The sequence below is a fragment of the Novosphingopyxis baekryungensis DSM 16222 genome, from assembly GCF_000420305.1.
Classification (GTDB): domain Bacteria; phylum Pseudomonadota; class Alphaproteobacteria; order Sphingomonadales; family Sphingomonadaceae; genus Novosphingopyxis; species Novosphingopyxis baekryungensis.
Window position 1 is genome coordinate 16,661 of the sequence record NZ_ATUR01000006.1, and the last position, 22,004, is coordinate 38,664.

Below are 22,004 nucleotides of genomic sequence, written 5' to 3' on the forward strand. Positions count from 1 at the left end.
CGCGCTGTTTTGCCACTATGGCCATCCAGCCACGTAAAATCAGCTCAAACCCTTCGACAAGTCTCGGCACAGACATTCCTCCAGCGCGAATGCGCTAGGCCTGGATATCCGACGGGCAGAGGTTCAGCCCTGCGGCGGCACGTCGATGGCGGCTTCGCTTTCATCATCGGCGGCCAGCCCATGCTTCATCAGCATCGGCACGTTGGCGAGCGCGAAAACGAACGTCAACGCGGTGACGCCCCAGACTTTCAGCGTCAGCCAAGTATCGAAGTCGAACAGCGCGATGATAGCCTCATTGGCAATGGCCAGGGCGGCGAAGAAGATGGCCCAGTTGCGCGACAGTTTCATCCATCCTTCGTGCGACAGGCCCTCGAAGGCATATTCCAGCAGATAGCGGATCGCCGGCTTGCCGCGCAGCAGGCCGATGAAGATGGTGATCGCGAACAGCGCATAAATGCCGGTGGGCTTGTGCTGGATGAAGCTGGGATCGCCGAAATAGATGGTCAGCCCGCCAAAGCCGAGCACCAGCACCGCCGATAGCCACAGCATCGGCGAGATCTTGCCGAGCAGCCATCGGGACAGGATCAGCGCCACCACGATCGCGCCCATGAAAATCGCCGTGCCATAGATCGCGGCGGAGACCGGGTTTTCGCCCGGATCGAAAAACTTATAGGCGATGAAGAACAGCAGCAGCGGCCCGAAATCGAGCGCGAAACTGAGGCCGCCATGCTTTTTGCGGGGCTGCGCCGCAGCGGTGGCTGCGGCAGGGGTGTTGGCGTCGCTCATTGCGTGTCTCCGGCAATCGCGGCGGCAAGCTCGTCGGGATCGAAAGGCTTCAGATCGTCGATGGTCTCGCCCACGCCGATGGCATGGATGGGCAGGCCCTGGCTCTTGGCCGCCGCCACCAGCACGCCGCCGCGCGCGGTGCCATCCAGCTTGGTCATGACCAGGCCGGTGACATGCGCCACTTCCTTGAACGTCTCGATCTGGTTGATCGCATTCTGTCCGGTCGTGGCGTCGAGCACCAGCACCACATTATGCGGGGAGGCGGGGTTGAGACGGCCCAGAACGCGGCGGATCTTGGCCAACTCGTCCATCAGCTCGCGCTTGTTCTGCAGGCGGCCCGCCGTGTCCACGATCAGCACGTCGATGCCCGTGGCGGTGGCTTCCTTGACGGCGTCGTAAACGATACCAGCCGCGTCGCCGCCTTCCTTGCCGCTGATGATCGGCACGCCGATGCGGTCCGCCCAGACCTTGAGCTGGCCGATGGCGGCGGCGCGAAACGTATCGCCCGCGGCCAGCATCACGCCATAGTCCTGCTCGACGAAATTATGCGCCAGCTTGGCGATGGTGGTGGTCTTGCCCGATCCGTTGACGCCGATGACGAGGATTACCTGCGGGCGGGGAAAGGCTTCGATCTCCAGCGGTTTTGCGGCGGGGCGCAGGATGGCCGCGATCTCCCGCTCGACGACCTGCATCACCGCATATTCGGTCACGCCGCCCTCGAAGCGTTCGGCGGCCAGCTTGTCGCGAATCTGCGCGGCAGTTTCGGGGCCGAGATCGGACATGATCAGTGCGTCCTCGATTTGATCCAGATCGGCTTCCTCCAGACGGCCCGCGCCAACGATGCCGGCCAGATTGCCGGTCAGCCGTTGGCTGGTGTCTTTCAGCCCGCCGAACAGCTTGTCGCGCCAGCTCGGTTTGCTGCTCATGGGGTGTCTCCGATCAGGATAGTGTTTTCGATGGCGGCGATACGCAGCGGAACGATGGCACCGACGGGATAGGGGCCGCCATCACCGTCGCACCGGCGGGGGACGGAATCGTCCGCCCCATCCTCGTGCGATCCGACAGCCCGGCCTTTGCCGGAAGGACGAGAAAGGGTGGGCAGGCGGACCTTGGCGAAATTGGGCGCATGGCCGTGGCCGCCATGTTCCACCAGGATTGGCTGGACCGATCCGATCAGCGATCGCTGCCAGGCGTCATGCCGTGCGGTCACGGCGTCGCGCAGCATTTTGGCGCGGGCCTTGATGGTGCGGCCATGGACCTGCGGCATGCGCGCGGCGGGCGTGCCGGTGCGCGCGGAATAGGGGAAGATATGGCCGTGGACGATATCGCATTCTTCCACGATCTTGAGACTGTTTGCGAACATCGCGTCGCTTTCCGTTGGAAAACCGGCAATGATATCCGCGCCGATGGCGATGTCCGGGCGCGCCGCTTTCAGCCGCTGCACCAGATCGATCGCCTGTGCCCGGCTGTGCCGCCGCTTCATCCGCTTCAGGATCATGTCGTCGCCCGCCTGCAGCGACAGATGGATATGTGGCATCACGCGCTCATGCTGCGTGATCAGATCGAACAGGCGGTCGTCCACCTCGATCCCGTCGAGGGAGGACAGGCGCAGCCGGGGCAAATCGGGCACGGCGCGCAGGATGCGCTCGACCAGGCTGCCGAGCCGCGGACTGCCGGGCAGGTCCGCGCCATAGCTGGTCACGTCCACGCCGGTTAGCACGATTTCGCGGAAGCCTTCACCCACCAGCGCCTTGGCGCGCTCGACCACGGCGCCCGCAGGCACCGAGCGGCTGTTGCCGCGGCCGAAGGGGATGATGCAAAAGGTACAGCGATGATCGCAGCCATTCTGCACTTCCAGAAAGGCACGGGCGCGGTCGGAAAAGCTGCTGGCGAGATGCGGCGCAGTCTCACGCACCTGCATGATGTCCGACACGCGGATTTTCGCCTCGTCCGGCGCAGGCGCATATAGCGCGGCGTCCGCCTTTTCGCCATTGCCGATCACGCGCGCCACTTCGGGCATGGCGGCGAAGCGTTCCGGCTCCACCTGCGCGGCGCACCCGGTCACCACGATGCGCGCACCGGGCCGCCGCTTATGGGCTTGGCGGATCAGCTGGCGCGTGCGGCGCACGGCTTCGTTGGTCACCGCGCAGCTGTTCACCACGATCAGATCGTCGCGCGGGCCCAGCGCCGCGGCAATCGCATCGCTTTCGGCGATGTTGAGGCGGCAGCCGAGCGAAATGGTCTCGGTCATCCGAAGCGGTTCCAGTCCGTCCGGCCTTCGAACACATAGGTGGCCGGGCCGGTCATCCGGACGGCTTCCCCTTCGGTCCAGGCGATGGTCAGCACGCCGCCGGGCAGGTGCACCGCCACCGGGCTGCGTGCCAGGCCCTTGCGGATGGCCGCCACCGCCGTGGCGCAGGCGCCCGATCCGCAGGCCAGCGTCAGCCCTGCGCCGCGTTCCCACACCCGCAGGTCCAGGCCGCCATCGTCCCTGGTCGCAGCCACATTGACGTTCACCCGCTCGGGAAAGAGCGCGTCATGCTCGATCTGCGGACCGAGCGTTTCCAGATCGATCGCCTGCACGTCGTCTACGAAGAACACCGCATGCGGATTGCCGACATTGACCGCCATCGGTCGTTCCAGCGCGCCATGGCCGATCGGCATGTCCGTTGGGTCGACGGCATAGGCCAGCGGGATCGCTTCCCAATCGAAATGCGGCTGCCCCATCGCCACTTCGGGCAGATCGTCTGCGCGGCCTTCCAATATTCCGGCGACCGTCTCTATCCGCACATGCCGCCCGATCAGCGCCACGACGCAGCGCGTGGCATTGCCGCAGGCCTGCGCATCGCTGCCGTCGGCATTGACGATGCGCATGCTCAGGTCCGCTATAGACGAGGGCGAGAGGATGATCAGCTGGTCGCAGCCGATGCCATGCTTGCGGTCCGCAATGGCGGCGGCCTGCGCCGGGGAGGGCGCAAAGGCTTCCTCGCGCGCATCGACGATCACGAAGTCGTTGCCGAGCCCGTGCATCTTGTGAAAACGGCCATTGTGCATGCGCCGCGCTTTAGGATCGCTTGCCGGTCAAGTCCAGCCGTAGCGGGGGCAGCCGGTCAGCCGAAGGCCCGTCGCCATGGTGACTGATCGTCATGGTGCCGGTGTCCGGCGGTTTCGCGCTGCGCATCGGTGATGATCGGCATGCCGTTCTGTGCCAGCAGCGCGCGTGCGCCCAGCAAGTCCGTCGGATGCCCGAAATGATAGCCCTGACCGCGATGGCAGCCCATGGCGCGAATGGTCTCGGCCACCTCGGCATGCTCGATGCCTTCCGCCGTCACCGGAAGACCCAGGCTGCTGCCCAGGCCGATGATGGCTTTCACGATGGCTTCGCTGTCGTTCTTCTCCTCGAGAGAGAGAATGAAACTCTTGTCGATCTTGATCCGGTCGAACGGCAGCGCGCGCAAATGGGCGAGCGAGCTGTAGCCGGTGCCGAAATCGTCGAGCACGACGCTGATGCCCTGATTTTTCAGGCTGCTGATGGTCTCCTGTGCCAGCGTGAGATTTTCGAACAGCGAACTTTCCGTGATCTCGATTTCCAGACGGTGGGCGGGAAAGCCCGTCTCGGTGAGCAGCTTGACGATCTTCTGCGCCAGCCAGGGATCGCGCAGCTGGATCGGCGAGATATTGACCGCAAGCGACAGATGCGCCGGCCATTGGCGCACCTCCATGAACGCCTGTTCCATGACCGATATCGATAGAGACTCGATCAGCGCCGTATCTTCGGCGATGCCGATGAAGCTGTCCGGTGAGACCAGCAGGCCATCGTGCATCCAGCGGGCCAGCATCTCGAAACCGATGATCTCGCCGCTGGCCAGATCGACCTGCGGTTCGAAATGGGGCAGGAACTCGCCCAGCGGAATGCCGCGGCGCATCGCCAGTTCCACCTCGTTGCGGGACAACAGCGCCGCCTCCATCTCAGGATCGAACCAGGCATAGCGGTTCTTGCCCAGTCGTTTGGCAGCATACATCGCGATGTCCGCGCGGCGCATGACCAGCTCCACGCTCTCCGCGCCGGTCTCGCTGACGCTGATGCCGACGGATGTGGTCAGATCGAATTCCAGGCGGTCCTGCGGTGTCGGCTGCGAGACGGCTTCTACCATCCGCGCGGCAATATCGTCGACGGCGTTGGCCTGGTCCGGATCGAACAGAAAAACGCAGCCGAATTCGTCTCCACCGAGCCGCGCGACAATGGCCTCTGCAGGCGCGACGGAGAGCATGCGTGCGGCAACGCGGCACATCACGTCATCGCCTGCCGCATGCCCGTAAAGATCGTTGATCCGTTTGAAATCGTCCAGATCGAGCATCAGGAAAGCAATCTGGCAGTGCTGTTTGCGCGCCGCCATGAACAGCTCGGCCGTCCCCTCCGTCACCGCGCGGCGGTTTTTCAGGCCCGTCAGCGGGTCGGTCACGGCCAGCTCGGTCGCACGGTTTTCGGCGGCGATCCGTTCTGCCATCTCCACCGTCATTTCGCGGTAGCGGCGCCATCCGAAAATGATGAGCGCAATATTCAGCAGAAGCGCGGACACCATGACGTTATCGGCCTCGCCGATATTGTCGACATGCTGAACGATATCCGACAGCACGGAGCCGCTGGTGCCGATGAACAGGATGAGCGCGGCCACCATGATCCCGCCGGTCACCACATCGCGGCCAGCCCCGTTCCGATGTCCGTTCTTGCGCATGTGCACGCGATCCTGCATCGCTCGACCTCTCCTAATCAGTCGCCGGTTTTGCAGAAAAGTGGAAATTTAGGGTTAATATTTGGCGTGCGGCCATGGCATCTGGCCGGCACGCCTTGGCCCTTGCCAATTGCCTGACCGGGCTGTAATGAAGCGATGCTATCGCGGACCCGCACGGGTTCGTTTCAAGCTATCTGGTTGCAACGCAATCACGCTGGTCGGCGAGTCTTCGCCCACCGGCGATTTTTGCGTTTATCGCCAGGCGAAAGGTTTTTGAAGACTATGTTCGAGAAGCTGAGCGACAGGCTTTCCGGTACGTTCGACCGGCTGAAGGGCCGGGGCGCGTTGTCCGAAGCCGATGTGCGCGCGGCTTTGCGCGAAGTACGGATCGCGCTGCTGGAGGCGGATGTCGCGCTTCCCGTGGTGCGCGAATTCGTCGAGTCCATCACCGAGGAAGCGATCGGCCAGTCGGTGCTGCGCTCGGTTACGCCGGGCCAGCAGGTGGTCAAGATCGTCAATGACGGTCTGGTGCGCATGCTGGGGTCCGAAGCATCGGATCTCGAGCTGGCGGTGTCTCCGCCGGCGGTGATCATGATGGTCGGCCTGCAGGGCTCGGGCAAGACGACGACCACGGCCAAGATCGCCAAGCGGTTGAAGGAAAAGGACCGCAAGAAGGTCCTCATGGCATCGCTCGACGTCAATCGTCCGGCGGCGCAGGAACAGTTGGCCACGCTGGGCACCCAGGTGGATGTCGCCACCCTGCCGATCGTGGCGGGGCAACAACCGGTCGATATCGCCAAGCGCGCGCTGCAGTCCGCAAAGCTGCAGGGCTATGATGTCCTGATGCTCGATACGGCAGGGCGCCTGCACGTCGATCAGCAATTGATGGACGAGATGCGGGCCGTGTCCGATACGGCGCAGCCGGCCGAGACGCTTCTCGTGGTCGATGCGCTGACGGGGCAGGACGCCGTCAATGTTGCGCAGAGCTTTACCAGCCAGGTGCCATTGACCGGCGTGGTGCTGACCCGGATGGATGGCGATGCGCGCGGCGGCGCGGCGCTGTCGATGCGCGCTGTTACAGGACGGCCCATCAAGTTTGTCGGTACCGGCGAAAAGGCCGATGCGCTGGAGCAGTTCCACCCGGAACGCGTGGCGGGCCGTATTCTCGGCATGGGCGATGTCGTCGGGCTGGTCGAGCGGGCAGCAGCATCGGTCGAGGCGGACGAGGCCGAGGCGCTGGCCAAGAAAATGGCCAAGGGCGAGTTCGATCTGGACGATCTGCGCGCCCAGCTGCGCCAGATGACCAAGATGGGCGGCATCGGCGCGCTGGCGGGCATGATCCCCGGCATGAAGAAAGCCAAGCAGGCGATGGCCGCCAGCGGGGCGGACGACAAGATGCTGGTGCATCTCGATGCGATCATCGGATCGATGACGCGCGAGGAGCGCAAGAAACCCGGCCTGATGAATGCCAAGCGCAAGCGCCGCGTGGCCATCGGCTCCGGCACCACGGTGCAGGAGGTCAACAAGCTTCTGAAGATGCACCAGGAAATGGCGCGCGCGATGAAGAAGATTCGCAAGATGGGCGGGCTCAAGGGTCTGGCCGCGATGTTCGGCAAGTCCGGCGGCGACATGGGTGACATGATGGGCGCGCTCGGCGGGCCCGGCGCTGGCGGCATGCCGGGACTGGGCAGCGGTGGCCTGCCGCCGGAACTGGCCAATATGATGAACAAGAAACGCAAGTAACACTATCAAACAAACCGAACAACTTACTGAAAAGACAAGGAATTATATTATGGCAGTAGCAATGCGTCTTTCGCGCGGTGGCTCCAAGAAGCGCCCTTATTATAAGATCGTCGTGGCCGACTCGCGCGCCGCACGCGATGGCAAGTTCATCGAGCGCATCGGCAGCTACAACCCGCTGCTTCCCAAGGACAGTGATGAGCGCGTGAAGCTCGACGTCGAGCGCGCGAAGCACTGGATCGCCGCCGGTGCGCAGCCATCCGATCGCGTGCTGCGCTTCCTGGACGCCGCCGGTGTTGTCGAGCGCAAGGCGCGCAACAACCCGAACAAGGCCAAGCCGGGCGAAAAGGCCACCGAGCGCGCCGAAGAGCGGGCCGAAAAGGAAGCTGCTGCCAAGGAAGCGGCTGAAGAAGCCAAGAACGCACCGACTGAGGAAGCCGCCGCTGAGGAAACCACCGAGGAAGTGGTGGCCGAAAAGGTGGAAGACGCGACGACCGAAGAAAAGAGCGAAGGCTGATCATATCGGCCCCTTCCATATCTGGGAGGGGCCGTTTTTCCGGGGCAGCGCTGTCTCTTGGCGGCTTGAGCAGTCGCCCGCGTTCGCATCGCTGTCTCGACCTGGAGACAAGGCCAGAACAACAGGGACCATAGCATCATGACTCCCGACAAACCCGTCACCCTGGCCGTCATCATCGGTGCGCATGGCATAGCCGGTGAGCTGCGGCTCAAGCTGTTTACCGAGGATGTTGCCAGCCTGAAGCGCCACAAGAGCTTCAATGGCGGCACGCTGACGCTATCGTCCGTGCGCGCCAACAAGGGCGGAGCCATCGCGCGTATCGCCGAGGTGGTTGACCGCAACGGGGCGGAAGCGCTGCGCGGGACCGAACTCACCGTGCCCCGTTCCGCGCTGCCGGCGCTGGCCGAGGGCGAATATTATCATGTCGATCTGATCGGGCGCGGCTGTGTCACGCCGGACGGCGCGGCCATCGGCACTGTCCTCGCCGTGCATGATTATGGCGCGGGCGATATCGTGGAGATCGACCTGATCGCCGGCAAGACCCTGATGGTGCCCGTCGCCGACACGCAGGAGCAGGGCGAGCAGTTGGCCATCCCCGCCCATTGGATGGACGACGACAGCTCCGCTTCATCCGATCAAGAGGACTCCGCATGATCCGTTTCCCAATATGCCGCGCTGCGCTGACCGCGATGTCGCTGCTGAGCCTAGCGGCCTGCTCCGCCGAGGTCGGCACCGCGGATCAATCCGCCGTCGTCGATGAAGACGGCACGGTGGCCACGCCGCAAAGCGGTTCGGCGGACCCGCTGACGCAGCCCGAAACGGACAGCCCCTCCACCGCCGAATAGGCCGGGCAGGGCAGAACCCATGACCTTCACCGCGCAAATCCTCACGCTGTATCCGGAGATGTTTCCCGGACCGCTCGGGGTCAGCCTGGCCGGGCGGGCGCTGGAGGAAGGACGCTGGGCGTGTGAACCGATCCAGATCCGTGATTTTGCCGAGGACCGGCACCGCTCGGTCGACGATACGCCCGCTGGCGGCGGCGCGGGCATGGTGCTGCGCGCCGATGTGCTGGGCCGCGCGGTGGATCATGCGCTGGAGCGCGCACCGGACGCACCGCTGATCGCCATGACGCCGCGCGGTGCACCGCTCACGCAGGCGCGCGTGCGTGCAATTGCGAGCGGCCCCGGCGTTTCCATCCTGTGTGGGCGGTTCGAAGGGTTCGACGAGCGTTTGTTCGATGCCCGCCCGATCGAGGAAATATCGATCGGCGACTATGTGCTTTCCGGTGGCGAAATCGGCGCGTTTACGTTACTCGACGCTTGCATCCGCTTGCTGCCCGGCGTAATGGGCGCGGCTTCGAGCGGTGAGGAGGAGTCTTTCGAAGACGGCCTTCTTGAATACCCTCATTATACCCGACCTCAGATTTGGGAAGGGCGCACGATCCCTGAAGTGCTGCGATCGGGGGATCATGCGAAGATCGCGGCCTGGCGGAAACGGCAGGCGGAAACGATCACACGGTCACGGCGGCCGGATCTTTGGGAGCGCCATCGGGGCGGTCCGGATCAGTCGCCCTCTGGCGCGCGGCGTGAAACGAAAAAGGATTGATGCCATGAACATCATTCAGACATTAGAGGCCGAAGCCATTGAAGCGCTCGGCAAGGATATTCCGGATTTCCGTGCGGGCGATACGCTGCGCGTCGGCGTGAAGGTTGTGGAAGGCGAACGTAGCCGCGTTCAGAACTTCGAGGGCATGTGCATTGCGCGGTCCAACCGCGGCATGGGTTCCAACTTCACCGTACGCAAGATGAGCTTCGGCGAAGGCGTCGAGCGCGTATTCCCGCTTTATTCGCCCAATCTCGATTCCATCGAGGTGGTGCGTCGCGGCGTCGTGCGCCGTGCGAAGCTGTACTATCTGCGCGGCCTGACCGGCAAGCGCGCCCGTATCGCGGAACGCCGCGATCCGCGCGGTTCCAAGAAGGACGCCGCGAAGTAAGCTTTGCGAACACGCATTGGGTTGCGCCTGTGGGCGTGCCCGCTAATCTGAAGGGCGTGCGGTGTGATCCGCGCGCCCTTTTTCTTTGCAACCGGACCGTTTCATGAAGCGCACTGCCGCCCTCGCTCTGGCCCTTGCGGCCGCATCCACCCCCGCCATCGCCCAGGATCAGGCCGCCATGCCGCAGACGTCGCCCGAACAGCAGCCCCTGACGCTGGAGGCGGTATTCGGCAGCCCGTCGCTGAACGGCCCCAGCCCGCGCGGATTGAAGCTGGCGCCCGATGGATCGATGGTGACGCTGCTGAAGAACCGCGTGGACGACAAGGACCGCTACGATCTGTGGGCGATGGACCTTCAGACGGGTGAACAGCGCATGCTGGTGGACAGCGAACAGGTCGGCACCGGCGCGGCGCTGAGCGAAGCGGAGAAGATGCAGCGTGAGCGGGCCCGTATCGGCGGGCTGAAGGGCATCGTGTCCTATGAATGGTCGCCCGATGCGCAGTCGATCCTCGTGCCGCTGGACGGCGATCTCTATCTGGCGAACCGCGACGGCGACGTGCGCCGCCTGACCGAAACCGAAGCCGGCGAGCTAAATCCTACGCTCAGCCCCGGCGGCCAATATCTCAGCTTCGTGCGCGATGGCGCGGTGATGGTGCAGCGGATGGCTGGCACCGATGCGGCTGCGATCACGCCGGACGAGCCGGACGCCGTGGAATGGGGCGTGGCCGAATTCGTGGCGCAGGAAGAAATGGACCGCGACACCGGCATGTGGTGGGCACCGAATGACAGCCGCATTGCGGTCGCGCGCGTCGATAACCGCCCCGTCGGCATCGTCACGCGTGCCGCCATCGGCGCGCAGGGCACCGAGGTCTATGATCAGCGCTATCCCGCCGCCGGCACGCCCAATGCCATCGTCGATCTCTATGTAATGAAAGCGGACGGCAGCGGCCGCGTGCAGGTCGATCTGGGTGCGGACAAGGACATCTATCTGGCCCGGGTGAACTGGAGCCCGGACGCGCAAACGCTCTATGTACAGCGGCAGAATCGCGCGCAGACCAGGATCGATCTTCTCAAGGTCGATCCGGCCACGGGAAAATCGCAGCTGCTGTTTTCCGAAGAACAGCCGCGCTTCACCAATCTGTCGGGCAATTTCCGCGCGCTGCGGGACGGCAGCCTGCTTTGGTCGTCCGAGCGTACGGGCTTCAACCATCTGTATCGCTGGAAGGCCGGTAAATGGACGCAGCTGACCAGTGGGGACTGGGTGGTCGGCCAGGTCATCGGTCTGGACGAAACCAAGGGCCTGGTCTGGTTCACCGGCAACAGGGAAACGCCGCTGGAGAACCATGTCTATCGCGCGCGGCTCGATGGCAAAGGCGAGGTGGAGCGGCTGACCGAGGCGGGCTGGTGGAACGGCGCGAGCATGGACGGCAAGGCGCGCGCCATGCTGGTCACACGTTCCAGCCCCACCCAGCCATCGCAAACCTATCTGGCCGATGCGGACGGCAAGCGCAGCTTCTGGATCAGCGAGAATACGGTGGACGCGGGCCATCCCTATGCGCCGTATCTCGCCAGCCACCGTGCACCGGAATTCGGCACGCTAAAGGCCGCCGATGGCAGCACGCTCTATTACAAGATGCTCAGCCCCGTGCGCGAACCGGGCAAGCGCTATCCGGTCTTCGTACAGCATTATAACGGCCCCGGCGCAGGGCGGCAGGTGACACGCAGCTGGGGCGGGGCGTTGCAGCAATATCTGGTCGATCGGGGCTACATCGTCTTTTCGATCGACGGGCGCGGCTCGCCCGATCGCGGCAAGGCATTCGAAGATCAGCTCTACAAGAATATGGGCACGGTCGAGGTCGAGGATCAGCTGTCCGGCGCCACCTGGCTGAAGCAGCAGGACTTTGTCGATCCCGAACGGATCGGCATCTATGGCTGGTCCTATGGCGGCTACATGACGCTGAAATTGCTCGAAGCCGCACCGGGTTTCTATGCCGCTGGCGTATCCGGTGCGCCGGTGACCGACTGGGGCCTCTACGATACCCATTATACCGAGCGCTATATGGGCATGCCGAGCGAAGGCGATAATTATGCGCGCGCCGATGCGCTGGGCAATTCCGGCAAGATCGTCGATCCGCTGCTGCTGATCCACGGCATGGCCGATGACAATGTGGTGTTCGAGAACAGCACGGCCTTTATCGCCAGGATGCAGGCCAATGGTCAGCCGTTCGAGATGCAGCTGTATCCCGGCCAGACCCACAGCGTGGGCGGACCGAAGATCAGCGTGCAGCTCTGGAAGACCATCCTGAACTTTTTCGATACCCATGGTGTTGCGGCGGATGAGGCCGGGCAGGATCGGTGAGCGGGCGCGATAGCGGGCGCACCGGCACGCTTGGCCCCACCGCGGTCTGGGCGATCGCAGTTGGCGGCATGGTGGGCGGGGGCATTTTCTCCACCCTCGGCGTCGTCATACAGAATGCCGGGCAGTGGGCTGCGCTGAGCTTCCTGCTGGGCGGTCTGGTGGCGCTGGCCACCGGGCACAGCCTGGCCGCGCTGACCACGGATAGCGATGAGGCGGGCGGCATCTACAGCTTCCTGCGCGATCTTGGATTTCAGCGCGTTGCCAAATGGTCTGCCTGGGTGCTGCTGGCCGGCTATGTGCTGACCTGCGCGGTCTATGCCTATACGTTCGGCGCTTATCTGGCGGATGCGCTGGGCGGCCCTTCCTGGCTGGCGCCTGCCATGTCCACCGGCGCGATCATTGCCATGGCCGCGATCAATCTTCGCGGGGCCGGGCAGGCGGCCGGCGTCGAGATCGGCATCGTGGTCGTAAAGCTCGCCATCCTTGCCGCCCTGGCCGCATTCGGCCTGTCCAAATTCGATGCCGCGGCGCTTTCGATCAGCGAGCAGCCCGGCTTCATCGGCGTGATCGTGGGCGCTGCCAGCGTGTTCATGGCCTATGAGGGGTTCGAGCTGCTCGCCTATGATTATGACGAGATGAAGGACCGCAAGCGCACCATGCGCCGGATGGTGCCGGTGGCGATTGGCAGCGCGGCGCTGATTTATGTGCTGGTGTGCCTTGCGGTGCCGATGCTGACGGGCACGAAGGCGGTGATCGAGAATGGCGAGGTGGCGCTGTCCAATGCCGGGCGGGCTGCCTTGGGTCTGCCGGGGCTGATCGCAGTCACGATCGCTGCCGCGTTATCGACCGCCTCGGCCATCAACGCCACGATCTTTTCGTCTGCAAGGCTGGCCGAGGAAGTGTCGCAGGATGGCGCCTTGCCGAGCGTATTCGACAATCGCAATCAGGCCGGTGCCCCGCAATGGGCGGTGCTGACGCTATCCGGGCTGGCCATCCTGCTGGCGCTGATCGGCGGGCTCGATGCACTGGTGAGCGGCGCAAGTCTGGTCTTTCTGGCGGTTTTCGGCACGCTCAACGCGCTGGCGGTAAAACAGAATGTCGGCCAACGATGGATCACGCTGCCGGGCGCTGCGGGGGCCTTTTCCGCCTTGCTGGTCCTGATCGCGCATTTCCTTGGCGTGATCTGAGCAGGACCTAATCTCAGCGCTGCAGGGGCGATAGCGTTGCTTTTCCGGCGCGTCGTACCACTTTGTTGCTATGCAGCACTATCTCCGGCATGCCGCGCGGCTCTTGCCGGACGAGAAGGAGAATGAACTTGGGATATCGTGTAGCCGTGGTCGGCGCGACCGGGAATGTCGGGCGTGAGATGATGAACATCCTTGCCGAGCGGGAATTTCCGATCGACGAGATTGCCGCTGTGGCCAGCAGCCGCTCGGTCGGCAGCGAGGTTGAGTTCGGCGAAACCGGCAAGATGCTGAAGGTGAAGAATATCGAGCATTTCGATTTCACCGGATGGGATATCGCCCTGTTTTCCGCGGGCTCCGGCGCGTCGAAGGAATATGCACCGAAAGCCGCTGCCGCTGGCTGCGTGGTGATCGACAACAGCTCGCTCTACCGCATGGATCCGGATGTGCCGCTGATCGTGCCGGAAGTGAACCCGGACGCGATCGATGGCTACAAGAAGCGCAATATCATCGCCAATCCCAACTGTTCCACGGCGCAACTCGTCGTGGCGCTCAAGCCACTGCATGATGCGGCGACGATCAAGCGCGTGGTCGTCTCGACCTATCAGTCGGTGTCCGGCGCGGGCAAGGCGGGCATGGACGAATTGTTCGAACAGACGCGCGCCATCTTCGTGAACGATGAGAAGACCTCCAACGTCTTCACCAAGCAGATCGCGTTCAACGTTATCCCGCATATCGACGTGTTCCTGGAAGACGGGTCCACCAAGGAAGAGTGGAAGATGGTGGTCGAGACCAAGAAGATCCTCGATCCCAAGATCAAGCTGTCGGCAACGTGCGTGCGCGTGCCCGTATTCGTGGGCCATAGCGAAGCGATCAATATCGAGTTCGAGAATGAGCTGACGGCGGACCAGGCCAAGGAAATCCTGCGCGAGGCGCCGGGCTGCATGCTCGTCGATAAGCATGAGGATGGCGGCTATGTGACGCCCGTGGAGTGCGTCGGCGATGGCGCGACCTATATCAGCCGCGTGCGGGACGACCCCACGGTGGAGCATGGCATTACGCTGTGGTGTGTGTCCGACAATCTGCGCAAAGGTGCCGCGCTCAACGCCGTGCAGATTGCCGAATTGCTCGGGCGCAAGCATCTCCAGAAGGCTTGAGGCGTGAAAGCGGCGTGGATTTCGTGGTTCTCGCATTGTAGGGATCACCCATGACTGCCGATATCCAAACCGAAACCGTTTCTTCCTTCGATGGCGCGGCGCTTGCCGTCCACAGCATCGGGGAAGGGCGGCCGGTTCTGCTCCTGCACGGGCTTTTTTCAGAGGCGCAGACGAACTGGATCAAGTTCGGTCATGCCGAAGCCATGGCCGCGCAGGGCTATCGCGTTATCATGCCGGACTTCCGCGCGCACGGTGAGAGCGCCGCGCCGACGGACGCCAGTGCCTATCCGAGCGACGTTCTGGTGCGGGACATCGAACATCTGATCGCCCATTTCGGGCTGGATGATTTCGACATCGGCGGATTTTCGCTCGGCGCGCGCACCACGGCGCGGCTGCTCGGCAAGGGGCTGAAGCCCGGCAAGGCGATCCTGAGCGGTATGGGGCTTGAGGGGCTATCCGGCTGGGGCAAGCGCCGCACTTTCTTTGCCGATGCGCTGGCGGCTTATGAGACCTCGAAGCGCGGCGATCCGCACTGGATGGCGATCCAGTTCATGAAGACGCAGAAGGTGGACCGGGCGGCGATGGCGCATCTGCTCGATTCCATCCCCGAAGCGGCCATCGACGATTTCAGCACCATCCAGACGCCTGTGCTGGTGCTTTGCGGCAGGGATGACCGCGACAATGGATCGCCCGAGGCGCTGACCGAAAAGCTGCCCAATGGCACGCTGGAGTGGATCGAGGGCACGCACATGTCCTGCGTCACCAAGCCGGAACTAGGCACGGCCATGGCGCGCTTTTTGGCCGCTTGACGCTCCGGCGCGAAACGGTCACTTTCCGGCCCCTGATGCCCGCGCCGTTGCGCGTGCTTTTGGAGGAGCCAATCTTGACCCGTTTTCCCCATATTTTGTCCATGCTGGCCTTGTCGGCGGCCAGCCTCGCCATCACCGCGCCCGCCGCCGCGCAGGCGGTGAGCCAGACCGGTGCACCCGGCACCACGACCAGCGCGGCCCCGCAGGTCGATGGCAATGCAGCCACGCCGAGCACGCAAGAGGCCATCTCCTTCGTCGAAGGCGCGGAAGCCAAGCTGGCCGAATTCTCGATACCCGCAGCGCAGGCCGCCTGGGTGAACGCCACCTATCTGACGCAGGACAGCGATGCGCTGGCCGCCTATTTCGGCACCATCGGCACCGAGATGTCGGTGGGATTTGCCAATGATGCGGCGCGTTTTGCCGACGTCGAGGGGCTGGATTACGATACCTTGCGCAAGCTCAACACGCTGCGCGGTGGCATCGTTCTTCCCGCACCGACCACGGCGGGCGCGGCAGCGGAACTGAACAGGATCTCCACCTCGCTCACATCGCAATATGGCAAGGGCAAGGGCACGCTGAACGGCCAGCCGATCAATGGCAGCGATATCGAGGCCAAGATGGGCGAAAGCCGCGATCCGGCCGAGCTGCAGGAAATGTGGACCAGCTGGAACGATAATGTCGGCGCGCCGATGCGGGAAGATTATATCCGCATGGTGGGCATCGCCAATCAGGGCGCGAAGGATCTGGGCTATGCCGATGTCGGATCGATGTGGCGCTCTGCCTATGACATGCCGCCCGAGCAGTTCACCGAGCTGACCGACAAATTGTGGCAGGACGTCAAACCGCTTTACGATGATCTGCATTGCTTCGTGCGCGCCAAGCTGAACGAGAAATATGGCGATAGCGTGCAATCCCCAGACGGCCCGATCCGCTCCGATCTGCTGGGCAATATGTGGGCGCAGGAGTGGGGCAATATCTATGATGTGGTGGCGCCGGCCGGGGCGGGCGACATCGGTTATGATGTTACCAGCCTGCTCGAGGCAAAGGATTATGACGCGCTGAAGATGGTGAAGACCGGCGAGGGCTTTTTCTCCTCGCTTGGTTTCGAGCCGCTGCCCGAGACTTTTTTCGAACGCTCTCTTTTCGTGAAGCCGCAGGACCGTGAAGTGGTGTGCCATGCCTCGGCCTGGGATCTCGACAATGTGGACGATGTCCGCATCAAGATGTGCATCAAGGTGAATGCCGACGATTTCACGACGATCCACCATGAGCTTGGTCATAATTATTATCAGCGGGCATACAACAAGCAGCCGTTTCTATACCTCAACGGTGCCAATGACGGCTTCCATGAGGCGATTGGCGACATGATCGCGCTGTCGATCACGCCGGAATATCTGGTCCAGATCGGCTTGCTGGACAAAAGCCAGGTGCCGTCGTCCGACAAGGATATCGGCCTTCTATTGCGTCAGGCGATGGACAAGGTCGCGTTCCTGCCCTTCGGCTTGATGGTCGATAAATGGCGCTGGGGCGTGTTCGACGGATCGATCCCGAGCAGCGGCCTGCAACAGGGCTGGGACGATCTGCGGCTGGAATATCAGGGCATCGCGCCGCCGGTCGCGCGGACCGAGGCGAATTTCGACCCCGGTGCGAAATATCATATCCCGGCGACCACGCCCTATATGCGCTACTTCCTGGCGCGCATCCTGCAGTTCCAGTTCTACAAAGCGGCCTGTGACGAAGCGGGCTGGAAAGGTCCGCTCCATCGCTGCAGTTTCTACGGCAACAAGGCGGTGGGCGAAAAGCTGAATGCCATGCTGGAAATGGGCGCATCGCGGCCATGGCCAGACGCGCTGGAGAAGTTCACCGGCAGCCGCGACATGTCCGGCAAGGCGATGCTGGAATATTTCGCACCGCTGCAGAGCTGGCTGAAAACGCAGAACAAGGGCCGCGATTGCGGTTGGTAAACAAAAAAAGGGGCGCCAGATCGGCGCCCCTTTTCTATTAAGACCCTATTGGATCACTTGCTGTGATCGACCTTGGTCGTTCCGGCGCGCATCTCGGGCATACCGACCTTATCGATTTCCTCGCGCGCGGCGTCCTTCTTCTTCTTGTCGCTGTACACCTTGGTGCCGACCACGGCAGCGGCGGCCGCTGCGGCAATGCCGCCCACGACGGCTGCGGTCTTGCCGGGGTTTGCCTTCACCGTTTCGCTCGTCTTCTTGGCACCGCTCTTGACCGAATCGCTGGCCTTTGCCGCGCCGCTCTTCACGCTGTCAGCGGCGGATTTGGCACCATCGCTCACCTTCGTAGCGGCAACCTTGCTCTTGTCGGATACCGTCTTGCCGGCGGATTTCACGCTGTCGCTGACTTTTTCCGAGGTGGTCTTCTCGTTCAGCGGCGGTGTCGTGGTGGTGGATTTGGCATCGGTCATTATTGATCTCCCGTTTTGAAAATTCGCTAAACCAATGCACGAACAAGAGGGTTGTTTCCCTTCGAGAACAAAATCCCGTCATCAATCCGACATTTACACGTCATCGAAATGGTGGTTCGTTGAAGGCACGCAATTTGCGGCTGTGCAGTTGTGCGCCGATTTGCCGCAATTTTTCGCAGCTCGCGATGCCGATTTGCAGATGTGCCGAAACCGACTCCTCATAGAAGCGATTGGCCTGACCGGGCAGTTTGATCTCGCCGTGCAAGGGCTTGTCCGAAACGCAGAGCAATGTGCCGTAGGGCACGCGGAAGCGATAGCCCTGGGCCGCGATCGTGGCCGATTCCATGTCGATCGCCACCGCACGGCTTTGCGAGAAACGCAGCGCACTGTCCGAAAAGCGCAGTTCCCAGTTGCGATCGTCCGTGGTGACCACGGTGCCGGTCCGCATGCGCCGCTTCAGCGCATCGCGGTCGATATCCAGCACCTCCTGTGCCGATTCCGCCAGCGCCTGCTGCACTTCGGCGATCGGTGGGATGGGTATTTCCGTGGGCAGTACATCGTCCAGGATATGATCGTCGCGCAGATAGGCATGGGCGAGCACGAAATCGCCAATCCGCTGGGACGGACGCAAACCGCCGCAATGGCCGATCATGAGGAAAGCCTCGGGCCGGAGCACGGCCAGATGATCGGTAATCGTCTTCGCGTTCGATGGCCCAACCCCGATATTGACGAGGCTGATCCCGCTGCCGTCTTCCGCGATCAGATGATAGGCCGGCATCTGGTGGCGTCGCCAGGTGCTGTCGGCCACCAGATCGGCGGCCTTGTCATGCGCCTCGTCGATCATCAGCCCGCCCGCACCGGATAGCGCCGTGAAGCGCCCCTTGCCGACTTGCTGGCAGCCCCAGCTGACGAATTCATCGATATAGCGGTGATAATTGGTGAACAGCACGAAACGTTGGAAATGCTCCGGCGCAGTTCCGGTATAATGGCGCAGGCGCGCCAGCGAGAAATCCGTTCTCAGCGCATCGAACAGGGCGAGTGGTGCGGGCTCGCCTTCGGGCGTGATGAACAGACCATCGGCCGCCTCGTCTCCGATATCGGCCAGATCGGTGGTCGGAAAATGGCGCGACAGCTCCTGCGAGCCGACCGACCCGAGGGCAATGCCATCGCCGGCGTCCAGCACATAGGGAAAGGGTATTTCCTGCTGGCTGGCCCCGCATTCGACGCGAATTTCATATTGCGCATCGAGCAGCTTCAACTGCTCGGTCAAATAATTGGCAAACAGATCCGGGCGGGTGATGCTGGCAGCAAAACTGCCCGGGTTTACCAGCCGGCCGAAAGACGTGGTTCGGTGACGATCGCGCTTTTCCCCGTCATAATGAACGGTCAGCTGCGGATAGGCATACCGTCCTTCGCGCCGGGCAGACGGGGAGGGCGCTGTGCCGTCCGCGATGTAGGCCTGCACATCGTGGCGCAGATTGGCGACGGCGCCTTCATAGCGCCGTCGCAGATCGTCGATAATAGCTTCGGGAGAGATGATATCCTCCGTCTTTTAAAGCTGTTCGAGCATGTGGTCGGCAGAGCTGACGCGGAAATCGCCCGGCTGCTCCACGTTCAGGGATGTGACCACGCCATCGTCCACGATCATGGAAAAACGCTGGCCGCGCGTGCCCATGCCGAAACCGGTGCCGTCCATGGTGAGGTCGATCGCCTTGACGAACTCGCCATTGCCGTCGGCCAGCGGCGTGATGTCGCCGGCTTCTTCGGTCCACTTGCCGAGCACGAAGACGTCGTTGACCGCCGTCACGGCGATTTCATCGATGCCTTTGGCCTTCAGCTCGTCCGCCTTGTCGACGAAACCGGGCAGATGGCGCGCGGAGCAGGTTGGTGTGTACGCGCCGGGTACGGAAAAAAGCGCGATTTTGCGGCCTTTGAAGAATGTATCGAAATCGACCGGCTGCGGTCCATCATCCGTCATGGTGGTGAACTGCGCTTTCGGGAGGGTGTCGCCTTCTTTGATGGGCATGATTGTCCTTTCTGGAACGGTTGATCTGGAACGTGCCTAGGGCAAAAGTTTCACCAGTGGAATGGTTGCATGCTGGACCCGTCACCTTTGCGGACTATGCTGCCAAGCCATGACCGATCCTATATATTTTACCGGCCGCTGTCTTCTCGCCTTGCCCGGCATGGGCGATCCGCGCTTCGAGCAGGCGGTGATCGCGATCTGCATGCATGATGAAAATGGCGCAATGGGGATCGATCTGGGCCGCACCGTCGATGGTGTGCACGCCGCCGAGGTGTTCGTCCAGCTTGGGCTGGAGAGCGCGCAGGATATGGGCGAACAGCCGCTTTTTCAGGGCGGCCCGGTGGAAATGGAACGCGGTTTCGTGCTGCACAGTCTGGATTATAGCCGCGGCGATACCGTCGACGTGGCCGGCCGCTGGGGCCTGACATCCAGCCTGACGATATTGGCGGACATCGCGGCGGGCAATGGCCCAGTCCGTTGGCGTCTGGCGCTGGGCTATAGCGGCTGGGATGCCGGCCAGCTGGAGGAAGAGCTGACCCGCCACGGCTGGTTGATCGCCGATTGCGACAAGGAGGTGCTGTTCGCAGCGCCGCCCGAAGAGCTGTGGCAGGCGGCTTATCGCAGCGCCGGGATCGACCCGGCCATGCTTTCGAGCGGTTTCGGCGCGGCATGACCACGCTCCGTCGAATTCGCATATAAAGTTTTCTTTATATTTAAATCATTGCTCGTTATGCAGGGTGCATACAGACCGCGGCTACGCTGCGCGCGGAGAATTTTCACGCCTGCTCCCAGGAGACAAACGACATGGCAACCGCCACCCAGGATTATATCATCGCCGATCTCTCGCTTGCCGATTATGGCCGCAACGAGATTACCATTGCCGAAACCGAAATGCCGGGCCTGATGGCGCTGCAGGAACGCTATGGTGATGACAAGCCGCTCAAGGGCGCGCGCATCGCCGGCTCGCTCCACATGACGATCCAGACCGCCGTACTGATCGAGACGCTGGTCGCGCTTGGCGCCGAAGTACGCTGGACGACGTGCAACATCTATTCCACCCAGGATCATGCCGCGGCCGCGATTGCCGATCAGGGCATTCCCGTCTTCGCCGTCAAGGGCGAGACGCTTGGCGAATATTGGGATTATGTCGCGAAAATCTTCGATTGGGGCGATGAGCCGTGCAACCTGATCCTGGACGATGGGGGCGATGCCACGATGTTCGCGCTCTGGGGCGCACGGATGGAAGCAGGCGAAAGCATGCCGGCACCGGAGAATGAAGAAGAAACCGAGATGCAGCGCGCGCTGAAGGCGTTCGTCGAGCGCAAGCCGGGCTATCTGACGAAAACCGTGGAGATGATCCGCGGCGTGTCCGAGGAAACCACGACGGGCGTGCATCGCCTTTATGAACTGAGCAAGTCCGGCAAGCTGCCTTTCCCGGCGATCAATGTGAACGATTCGGTCACCAAGTCGAAGTTCGACAACAAATATGGCTGCAAGGAATCGCTGGTTGACGGCATTCGCCGCGGCACCGATGTGATGATGGCCGGCAAGCTGGCCTGCGTCGCGGGTTATGGCGATGTCGGCAAGGGCTCGGCCGCGTCGCTGCGCGGTGCCGGTGCGCGCGTCATCGTGACCGAGATCGATCCGATCTGCGCGCTGCAGGCCGCGATGGACGGGTTCGAGGTCGTGACCATGGAAGAGGGCGTGAAGCGCGCCGACATTTTCGTCACGACGACCGGCAACAAGGACGTCATCACCATCGAGCACATGCGTGGCATGAAGGACATGGCGATCGTCGGCAATATCGGCCATTTCGATAATGAAATTCAGGTCGGTGCCCTGGAAAACATGAAGTGGACCGAAATCAAGCCGCAGGTCGACATGGTTGAATTCCCCGATGGCAAGCGGATCATCCTGCTGTCCAAGGGCCGCCTGCTGAACCTCGGCAATGCGACCGGCCATCCCAGCTTCGTGATGTCGGCCAGCTTCACCAACCAGGTGCTGGCGCAGATCGAACTGTTCACCAAGCACAAGACCGGTGAATATGAGAATGACGTCTACGTCCTGCCCAAGCACCTCGACGAGGAAGTGGCGGCGCTGCATCTTGCCAAGCTGAACGTGAACCTGACCAAGCTGAGCGACGCGCAAGCCGCCTATATCGGCGTGTCGCAGGAAGGTCCGTTCAAGCCGGAACATTACCGTTACTGATCACGCTATCGCCTAGCGATGCGCATTCTGGGGGCGGTTGCCAATATGGTGACCGGCCCCT

The 22,004-nt window shown here is 62.7% G+C and carries 21 protein-coding genes; 13 read left to right on the forward strand and 8 right to left on the reverse strand.

The window, feature by feature from the left end; translation table 11 throughout:
- Window positions 1-123 precede the first annotated feature (123 nt).
- The 5 genes from ispZ to G410_RS16400 are packed head-to-tail and all read right to left on the reverse strand — an operon-like array spanning window position 124 to window position 5,522.
- Window positions 124-786: a septation protein IspZ gene (gene ispZ, locus G410_RS0110725; protein ID WP_022673658.1), complete on the reverse strand. Its 663-nt coding sequence runs from the start codon at window positions 784-786 to the stop codon at window positions 124-126.
- Window positions 783-1,712 carry a signal recognition particle-docking protein FtsY gene (ftsY, locus tag G410_RS0110730; RefSeq protein WP_022673659.1) on the reverse strand — a complete coding sequence of 310 codons (930 nt, stop codon included), beginning with the start codon at window positions 1,710-1,712 and terminating at the stop codon, window positions 783-785. The genes ispZ and ftsY overlap by 4 nt, the downstream gene beginning before the upstream one ends.
- Window positions 1,709-3,037, reverse strand: a complete 1,329-nt coding sequence (mtaB, locus tag G410_RS16395) for a tRNA (N(6)-L-threonylcarbamoyladenosine(37)-C(2))-methylthiotransferase MtaB (RefSeq protein ID WP_022673660.1) — start codon at window positions 3,035-3,037, stop codon at window positions 1,709-1,711. The genes ftsY and mtaB overlap by 4 nt, the downstream gene beginning before the upstream one ends.
- Window positions 3,034-3,840 (reverse strand): diaminopimelate epimerase, encoded by an 807-nt coding sequence (dapF, locus tag G410_RS0110740; RefSeq protein WP_022673661.1) that lies wholly within the window; start codon window positions 3,838-3,840, stop codon window positions 3,034-3,036. Before dapF ends, mtaB begins: the two co-directional genes overlap by 4 nt.
- 56 nt (window positions 3,841-3,896) lie before the next feature.
- Window positions 3,897-5,522 (reverse strand): putative bifunctional diguanylate cyclase/phosphodiesterase, encoded by a 1,626-nt coding sequence (locus G410_RS16400; RefSeq protein WP_162604089.1) that lies wholly within the window; start codon window positions 5,520-5,522, stop codon window positions 3,897-3,899.
- A gap of 279 nt (window positions 5,523-5,801) precedes the next feature.
- On the opposite strand from G410_RS16400, the gene ffh reads away from it, so the two are divergent.
- From ffh to G410_RS0110800, 11 genes are all read left to right on the forward strand, one after another.
- The gene (gene ffh / locus G410_RS0110750; protein ID WP_022673663.1) at window positions 5,802-7,262 is read left to right on the forward strand and encodes a signal recognition particle protein; all 1,461 of its coding nucleotides are present in this window, start codon (window positions 5,802-5,804) and stop codon (window positions 7,260-7,262) included.
- A gap of 49 nt (window positions 7,263-7,311) precedes the next feature.
- Window positions 7,312-7,776, forward strand: coding sequence for a 30S ribosomal protein S16 (rpsP, locus tag G410_RS0110755; protein WP_022673664.1), 465 nt, complete (start codon window positions 7,312-7,314; stop codon window positions 7,774-7,776).
- Window positions 7,777-7,914: 138 nt separating this feature from the next.
- Complete coding sequence (rimM, locus tag G410_RS16405; RefSeq protein ID WP_022673665.1) at window positions 7,915-8,430, forward strand: ribosome maturation factor RimM; 516 nt, start codon at window positions 7,915-7,917, stop codon at window positions 8,428-8,430.
- The gene (locus G410_RS0110765) at window positions 8,427-8,621 is read left to right on the forward strand and encodes a hypothetical protein (RefSeq protein WP_022673666.1); all 195 of its coding nucleotides are present in this window, start codon (window positions 8,427-8,429) and stop codon (window positions 8,619-8,621) included. The genes rimM and G410_RS0110765 overlap by 4 nt, the downstream gene beginning before the upstream one ends.
- 19 nt (window positions 8,622-8,640) lie before the next feature.
- Window positions 8,641-9,381, forward strand: coding sequence for a tRNA (guanosine(37)-N1)-methyltransferase TrmD (gene trmD / locus G410_RS0110770; protein ID WP_022673667.1), 741 nt, complete (start codon window positions 8,641-8,643; stop codon window positions 9,379-9,381).
- Between the two features lie 4 nt (window positions 9,382-9,385).
- The gene (gene rplS, locus G410_RS0110775; protein WP_022673668.1) at window positions 9,386-9,769 is read left to right on the forward strand and encodes a 50S ribosomal protein L19; all 384 of its coding nucleotides are present in this window, start codon (window positions 9,386-9,388) and stop codon (window positions 9,767-9,769) included.
- 103 nt (window positions 9,770-9,872) lie between these two features.
- Entirely contained in the window at window positions 9,873-12,128 is a 2,256-nt protein-coding gene (locus G410_RS0110780) for a S9 family peptidase (RefSeq protein WP_022673669.1), read from the forward strand.
- Window positions 12,125-13,315, forward strand: a complete 1,191-nt coding sequence (locus G410_RS0110785; protein ID WP_022673670.1) for an APC family permease — start codon at window positions 12,125-12,127, stop codon at window positions 13,313-13,315. The genes G410_RS0110780 and G410_RS0110785 overlap by 4 nt, the downstream gene beginning before the upstream one ends.
- 128 nt (window positions 13,316-13,443) lie before the next feature.
- The gene (locus G410_RS0110790; RefSeq protein WP_022673671.1) at window positions 13,444-14,469 is read left to right on the forward strand and encodes an aspartate-semialdehyde dehydrogenase; all 1,026 of its coding nucleotides are present in this window, start codon (window positions 13,444-13,446) and stop codon (window positions 14,467-14,469) included.
- A 50-nt stretch (window positions 14,470-14,519) separates the two neighbouring features.
- Window positions 14,520-15,278, forward strand: a complete 759-nt coding sequence (locus G410_RS0110795; protein ID WP_022673672.1) for an alpha/beta fold hydrolase — start codon at window positions 14,520-14,522, stop codon at window positions 15,276-15,278.
- A gap of 101 nt (window positions 15,279-15,379) precedes the next feature.
- The gene (locus G410_RS0110800; RefSeq protein ID WP_033317591.1) at window positions 15,380-17,242 is read left to right on the forward strand and encodes a M2 family metallopeptidase; all 1,863 of its coding nucleotides are present in this window, start codon (window positions 15,380-15,382) and stop codon (window positions 17,240-17,242) included.
- A gap of 53 nt (window positions 17,243-17,295) precedes the next feature.
- Here the strand turns inward: G410_RS0110800 and G410_RS0110805 are convergent, their stop codons facing one another.
- The 3 genes from G410_RS0110805 to G410_RS0110815 form a co-directional block, all read right to left on the reverse strand.
- The gene (locus G410_RS0110805) at window positions 17,296-17,709 is read right to left on the reverse strand and encodes a hypothetical protein (protein WP_022673674.1); all 414 of its coding nucleotides are present in this window, start codon (window positions 17,707-17,709) and stop codon (window positions 17,296-17,298) included.
- A 100-nt stretch (window positions 17,710-17,809) separates the two neighbouring features.
- On the reverse strand, window positions 17,810-19,249 hold the full coding sequence (locus tag G410_RS0110810) for an AMP nucleosidase (RefSeq protein WP_028971359.1): 1,440 nt from the start codon (window positions 19,247-19,249) through the stop codon (window positions 17,810-17,812).
- Between the two features lie 12 nt (window positions 19,250-19,261).
- On the reverse strand, window positions 19,262-19,735 hold the full coding sequence (locus G410_RS0110815) for a peroxiredoxin (protein WP_022673676.1): 474 nt from the start codon (window positions 19,733-19,735) through the stop codon (window positions 19,262-19,264).
- A 109-nt stretch (window positions 19,736-19,844) separates the two neighbouring features.
- On the opposite strand from G410_RS0110815, the gene G410_RS0110820 reads away from it, so the two are divergent.
- Entirely contained in the window at window positions 19,845-20,408 is a 564-nt protein-coding gene (locus G410_RS0110820; RefSeq protein ID WP_022673677.1) for a YqgE/AlgH family protein, read from the forward strand.
- A gap of 131 nt (window positions 20,409-20,539) precedes the next feature.
- Entirely contained in the window at window positions 20,540-21,943 is a 1,404-nt protein-coding gene (gene ahcY / locus G410_RS0110825; RefSeq protein ID WP_022673678.1) for an adenosylhomocysteinase, read from the forward strand.
- Window positions 21,944-22,004: the final 61 nt, after the last annotated feature.